Source organism: Acinetobacter sichuanensis (assembly GCF_003024515.2).
Classification (GTDB): Bacteria; Pseudomonadota; Gammaproteobacteria; order Pseudomonadales; family Moraxellaceae; genus Acinetobacter; species Acinetobacter sichuanensis.
Genome location: NZ_PYIX02000022.1, coordinates 66074 through 72507, shown reverse-complemented (window position 1 = coordinate 72507; position 6434 = coordinate 66074). Strand labels below are relative to the sequence as shown.

Here is a 6434-nt window from a genome sequence, read left to right as displayed (position 1 = left end):
CTATTGGTTTAGCAGGCTTAATAATTAGCTTTATGAACTTCTTATCAAATCGCCAATTCCAAAAACGTAAAGACAAGCGTGAACAAGAGCTACATGAAATTGAAATGTGTGAAGCTAAACATAAACAACGAATGAAGAATTTAAAAAGTGAGTTAAAACATGAAATTAATCAATGAAAACCCGTGGCAATATCTGTCAGTAAAGCTCCCAATGTTGGGAGCTTTTTTTATGCTTATTGTTCTTATTTTACAGTGGGCATTGGACTACAAAATTATAGATGGTGATACTGCTGCTATTATTGCGAGTACTGTAATCCCTGCTCTGACTTGGTTTGGTCGTAAGATTGCACAGCCGAATTTGCACAATGTAAATCAATTCGTCACAGTGACAGCAGGGCACTCGAATGTAGATCCGGGAGCAGTGAATGGTAAATTTAAAGAAGCTGAATTGGTCACAAAGTTTCGAAATGCGGTTGCTCATTATTTAAAAGAAGCGGGCATTGCAATCAAAACTGACGGTGTTGGTTCTGATAATCAAAATTTGAATACAGCAATTAAATTGATAAAAGGTTCTGACGTTGCTGTTGAATTTCATATGAATGCAGCAACAAATAAAGCAGCGTATGGTATTGAAACCATTGCACTACCAAAAGACAAAAAGCTTGCACAAGACTTATCAAAAGTTGTAGCTAAAGCTTTTAATTCAAAACTTCGTGGTGATAATGGTTGGATTGATCAAAGTCAGTCAGCACGTGGAAAATTAGGATTTATCAGCAATGGTGGTTTAATCGTTGAACTTGGTTTTATTTCAAATGAAACTGAGCTAAAAACGTTTAATGAAAAATATTGGTTGGCTGCACGTGATGTATCCGATATTTTGATTTCTTATGTAAAATAATACAGTTATGTATAGTTTTTCAGAGAATAGATTGTTAAATTAAGTTATTGGGTAAGAGAAGATTTTACCCAATATTTTTTTACTCTTTAACACTTTAATAAAATCAATAAGTTATAGATATGGTTCAAAACTTGGGTATTTTGATATTTTAAGTTTTAACTTGTTGTTATATCTTTACTTTTTACTCTATTATTACTGTTCACTGCCGTATAGGCAGCTTAGAAAATAGAAAACTCTAACGGGTTAATCGCCTGTTCGTTCACTGCCGTATAGGCAGCTTAGAAAAAAAGCGCCGCTAACAATGCCGAGGTTAAATCGTTCACTGCCGTATAGGCAGCTTAGAAATTAGTTACATTTACTTGAGCAACACTTGGTCTATTCACTGCCGTATAGGCAGCTTAGAAAATATATCTACGTTTTATGTATAAGGAGTAGAGAGAGTTAAAATTTACGCCTATTTTACGCCTTAAAAATGTAGTTATTATTTAAGTTTTTGATTTTTAATTGAAAAAATATTTTTAAACAATTTTACTCCATAATTCATTCATATAGTATGTAATACTATTATATATCAATAACTTGTTAATTTAACCTTGAAAAAACAAATATTTATAGAAGCTCGTGTTTTGCCTTATTCTGCTTCGTTTTGCTTTATTTGTCGATTTATTTATCTCATAGTGAATTCACTGCATTGGGATATATAAATCAATGAATAGAATCATCTTTATACATACTGCTGTAAACCTATCAAAAGATGTTTTTTGTGGTGCAGTAAAATGGATAAAATAATTTAGCTTTTTTGGGTTTGAAATGATAACTGGTTTGCATTTTTTTTTGAAATTAATTAAAATATGCGAAATTTTTTTGTAGATCGGCTATGTGGAAATTCATAAAAAGTTTTAATACGGTAGACACTTATTTGTTTTTAGCTCTCATTTTATTGGTGACAGTGATTGCTATGCATATGCTGTAAAAGTACTGTGAAAGGCTTCGATTGTGAAGCCTTTAATTTTTTATACATGGTCATTGGTTAGTGCTTAAGTAAGAATAAAAAATAAACTTTATTTTAAAATATATAAAAATTCAAAGAAAAATAACCTTTTTTAGGTATTTATTTTCATTCTATATCGCCTATATTTTATATGTGATTAAGCTTGATACTCAGTTTATAGTTGTTGTAACTGTAATAAATTGCGATCAAAAATCATTCAAACTGGCATCTATTCATTTTTATTTATAGAAAATTTTATTATTACAATTTAAGTATTGGTTAATAATAGAGTGAAACAAAAAATAAATAATGATGTTTATAGTGTACAGTAAGTATTCACAATTAATCTTAAAAAGTAATTATATGAATATATGTATAGGTGGCAGTTGGCATGGTAGCCAACTACTTAAAGGACAGAAATCTAATCATTTTCTTGCTAAAGACAAGGCAACAGGGCAACACATCACTTATGAAAGGTTTGTAATAAAATATGAAAATGAAGTTTGTACTTTTTGGATTGCAAATACTTTAAGTCGCTTGGAAGCAAATGAAAAAATGATGTTTTATTTAAATCAGCTTAAAAAAATTTCAGAAAGTTAAATTAATATTTCCATGTTTTTAAATCATCATCTGCTAATCGGATTGAATTAATCTCTAAAATTTTTGCTTGATTTTGACGCCAGTCACCCAAAACAATCCGCTGTTTACCAAATTCGTTATGAATCGCAGGGCGATGCGTATGCCCATGAATTAGAATATCAACATCGCTGAGGGCTTTTTCTACAGCCTGAGCATTTACATCCATAATTTCATAAGATTTATGTTGTTGAGATTCACGACTTTTTTGACGAAAACCATTGGCAAGTTTTTGTCTAAAACTCAAAGGAGTGCTTTTTAAAATACCCAGTATCATTGGATTACGAATAATTTTTTTAAAACGTTGATAAGAAATATCATCTGTACATAAGGCATCGCCATGTTCAAGACGAATTTTTTGTGTACCCATAGTGAAGCTATATATTTCGGGTAAAAGAATGCCGCCAAAACGATTTAAAAATTTTTGACCTAAAGCAAAGTCACGATTTCCAACTTGGAAATAGATTTTATTTCCAGCTTGAGTAAATTGTTTTAAATGCTCAATAATTTCATCTAACCATGGTGCAGTATAGTCATCCCCAATCCAAGCATTGAACCAATCACCCAGTATATATAATTGTGTGTTTTTGTCTTGATATTGCTCAAGTAAATCAAAAAACCCCCGAACGAGTCGAGGGTGTTCAGGTGACAAATGTAAATCAGCGATGAACAAGTAGGTCACTATTTTTCCTATTCTACTATTCTACGAGTTAATCCCCCTAAATCCCCCTTTTTCTAAGGGGGGACTTTCCTTCCTTTATATTTTGGAAGTTCCTCCCTTCTTGCGCTTCATTTTAAAAGCAATGCTTTAAAATTTGCTCAGGGAGGTTAGGAGGGATTCTTACTCAGCAATGATTTTTGCAGATTCGATTACAACATTTTCTAAAGGAACATCAGCATGATAACCACGGTTACCAGTACGCACGCCTTTGATTGCTTCAACAACGTCTAAACCTTCAGTCACTTTACCAAATACTGCATAACCCCAACCTTGCGCATTTTTGCCTGAGTGGTTTAGGAATGAGTTATTTGCAACGTTAATGAAGAATTGTGCAGAAGCAGAGTGAGGCGCTTGAGTACGTGCCATTGCAACAGTACCGATGTCATTGCTTAGACCATTGTCAGCTTCATTTTCAATAGAATCGCGAGTCGCTTTTTCTTTGAAGTTTTCATCCATGCCACCACCTTGAACCATGAAACCATCAATGACACGGTGGAAAATTACGCCGTCATAGAAACCATCACGAACATATTCCAAAAAGTTAGCGACAGTTTTTGGCGCTTTTTCAGAATTTAGTTCAAGAACAATACGTCCTTTATTGGTGTTTAATTCGACTTGAGGAAAACTCATTCTATAATCTCCTGATCATGACTAAAAAAGCCATGGGTTTTTGGTTGAGAGAAGCATAAGCAAACTGTAAACTACAAGGCAAGCAAAAATGCGAATTTCTTTTGTATCAATTCGCAGAAATGCATTTTTATTATCCTATTTTAACTTATAGAAGTGATTTATCAACTATGAAGCCAAATGATGTTGTTTCAGAACTGCCAAAGAACCCGACAACCAATTCTGCACCTGTCGATGCTCAGCAGCAAGAACAACAGGCGGGCTTGGACTTTGTGCGTCAAGTCATTACGGATGATTTAGCAGCAGGACGTACTCAAACCGTTGTTACTCGTTTCCCACCTGAACCAAATGGTTACTTGCATATTGGTCATGTAAAAGCAATTTGCCTTAATTTTGGTATTGCAGAAGAGTTCAATGGTGTATGTAATCTGCGTTTTGACGATACCAACCCCGATGCTGAAGAACAAGAATATGTCGATGGTATTGCCAATGACGTAAAATGGTTAGGTTTTGAATGGGACGGTGCACCGCGTTATGCATCAAGCTATTTTGACCAGTTACACACTTGGGCAATTCAATTGATTGAACAAGGTGATGCTTATGTTGATCTGCAAACTCCTGAAGAAATTCGTTTAAATCGTGGTAATTTTATCGAAGTCGGTAAAAATTCACCTTATCGTGATACTTCTGTCGCAGAAAACTTGACACGTTTTGAAAAAATGAACAATGGTGAGTTTGGCGAAGGTCAAGCTGTGTTACGTGCCAAAATTGATATGGCATCACCAAACGTACATATGCGTGATCCGATTTTGTATCGTGTACTGCATTCTGAACATCACCAAACAGGTGATACATGGAAAATGTACCCAATGTATGACTATGCGCATCCATTGTCAGATGCGATTGAAGGCATTACCCATTCACTGTGTACTTTAGAGTTCGTTGATCATCGTCCATTTTATGATTGGGTTGTTGCGAAAGTTAAGTCACCCTCTGTTCCACATCAGTATGAATCAAGCCGTCTAAACATTGACTATACCATCACCTCTAAACGTAAATTGCGTAAATTGGTGGAAGGCAATCATGTCAATGGTTGGGATGACCCACGTATGCCTACAGTTGTCGGTATGCGCCGTCGTGGTTTTACTCCTGAAGGTTTACGTGATTTCTGTAAGCGTGTTGGTGTAACCAAAGTTGATGGCAGTATTGTTGATGTGGCAATGCTCGAATTCTGTATTCGTCAATCTTTGGAAAATACTGCATCGCGTGGTATGGCGGTATTGAACCCATTAAAAGTGACTTTAACCAATCTACCTGAAGATATGGATTTAAGTCATGCACGTCATCCAAATGTGGATATGGGCGACCGCATTATTCCTTTAACGTCTGAAATTTATATTGACCGTAAAGACTTTGAAGAAGTACCGCCAAAAGGCTTTAAACGTTTAACTCCTGAAGGTGAAGTACGTCTACGTCATGCTTATGTGATCAAGTGCGATGAAGTGATTAAAGATGCCAATGGTGAAGTGATTGAGCTGAAATGTTCAATTGACCCTGAAACTTTAGGTAAAAATCCTGAAGGGCGTAAAGTTAAAGGTGTGGTGCATTGGGTTTCAGCGAGCAAAGGGATTCCTGCGGAAGTTCGTGTTTATGACCGTTTATTTAATGAAGCAGCACCAGATGCAGATGATGATTTCTTACAGCACTTAAATCCTGAGTCTTTAACAGTGCTTCAAGCGGTGATTGAGCCTGCTTTGGCACAAGCGAATCCTGAAGATCGTTTCCAGTTTGAACGTGAAGGTTACTTTGTGGCAGATCAATATGACCATACGAACGAAAAACCTGTGTTTAACCGTATTTTGGACTTGAAAGACAGTTTTAAACCAAACAAATAATAAATTTGGTTTAAAATCTAAAGCTTTAAAAAACTCAGTTTCGGCTGGGTTTTTTATTGATCTGTGGCTTGAGAATATTGAGAAAAAAATATGGCTGTGATTTTACAAAACTCGACATCAGCAATATTAACCAAAATTTCTGATGAGTTGAGCGGTCTTCCAAATCAGTATATTGATTTTTATAAAAAAACAAATGGAATCATCTTTACAGATTCAGATGAGTTTAGCTTTTATTTGACTGAAATTGATGATGAAATTTCTTTGGAAGCATTATTTCAAATTGATGCCAAAAATGTAAATTTTGATCTTTTGGCGATGCAAAGAGAAATAGGAGATGATCTCCCAAATGTATTTTGGATTATTGGTGGCGATGCAGGTGGTAATTTTTATTTATTGCATCGGCATACCCAGCAAATCTGGTACTGGGATCGAACATGTTTATATGGTTGTGATCGTTTAACAGAGCGTGAAATTGGTCAATATTATGCAATGAAGATGAGTTTTTATGAATTACTGACTTTGATTTTTCAACAAATAGAAAAATGCAAAATAATAATTAAAAATAAATGATTTTAGTAACAAAAAATAATATGAAAATAAGTTTTTAAACAATAGCGGATAAGACTTTAGTCATGTCTTATGAATTTTTCTAATGGTATAAATTTAA

6 protein-coding genes are annotated in these 6434 nt (G+C 34.5%); 4 read left to right on the top strand and 2 right to left on the bottom strand.

The genetic code is table 11. The features are described 5' to 3' along the window. The first annotated feature begins 159 nt into the window (after nt 1–159). Nucleotides 160–897 (top strand): N-acetylmuramoyl-L-alanine amidase, encoded by a 738-nt coding sequence (locus C9E89_RS13335; protein ID WP_107008831.1) that lies wholly within the window; start codon nt 160–162, stop codon nt 895–897. A 1354-nt stretch (nt 898–2251) separates the two neighbouring features. Then, a complete protein-coding gene (locus C9E89_RS13330; protein ID WP_147305722.1) occupies nt 2252–2488 on the top strand; it encodes a hypothetical protein in 237 nt (78 codons plus the stop codon). A gap of 1 nt (nt 2489) precedes the next feature. On the opposite strand, the gene C9E89_RS13325 is transcribed toward C9E89_RS13330, so the two are convergent. Continuing rightward, the gene (locus C9E89_RS13325) at nt 2490–3206 is read right to left on the bottom strand and encodes a UDP-2,3-diacylglucosamine diphosphatase (protein ID WP_107008829.1); all 717 of its coding nucleotides are present in this window, start codon (nt 3204–3206) and stop codon (nt 2490–2492) included. Between the two features lie 159 nt (nt 3207–3365). Then, nucleotides 3366–3875 carry a peptidylprolyl isomerase gene (locus tag C9E89_RS13320; protein WP_107008828.1) on the bottom strand — a complete coding sequence of 170 codons (510 nt, stop codon included), beginning with the start codon at nt 3873–3875 and terminating at the stop codon, nt 3366–3368. A 167-nt stretch (nt 3876–4042) separates the two neighbouring features. Here C9E89_RS13320 and C9E89_RS13315 point away from each other — a divergent pair, with 167 nt between their 5' ends. After that, nucleotides 4043–5767 (top strand): glutamine--tRNA ligase/YqeY domain fusion protein, encoded by a 1725-nt coding sequence (locus tag C9E89_RS13315; protein ID WP_107008837.1) that lies wholly within the window; start codon nt 4043–4045, stop codon nt 5765–5767. A gap of 90 nt (nt 5768–5857) precedes the next feature. Beyond that, entirely contained in the window at nt 5858–6337 is a 480-nt protein-coding gene (locus C9E89_RS13310) for an SMI1/KNR4 family protein (protein ID WP_107008827.1), read from the top strand. Nucleotides 6338–6434 lie beyond the last annotated feature (97 nt).

Bases quoted from the DNA above. Each gene is read 5' to 3' on its own strand.
- C9E89_RS13335 (WP_107008831.1), top strand. From the start codon at position 160: ATGAAATTAATCAATGAAAACCCGTGGCAATATCTGTCAGTAAAGCTC.
- C9E89_RS13330 (WP_147305722.1), top strand. From the start codon at position 2,252: ATGAATATATGTATAGGTGGCAGTTGGCATGGTAGCCAACTACTTAAA.
- C9E89_RS13320 (WP_107008828.1), bottom strand. From the start codon at position 3,875: ATGAGTTTTCCTCAAGTCGAATTAAACACCAATAAAGGACGTATTGTT.
- C9E89_RS13310 (WP_107008827.1), top strand. From the start codon at position 5,858: ATGGCTGTGATTTTACAAAACTCGACATCAGCAATATTAACCAAAATT.
- C9E89_RS13315 (WP_107008837.1), top strand. From the start codon at position 4,043: ATGAAGCCAAATGATGTTGTTTCAGAACTGCCAAAGAACCCGACAACC.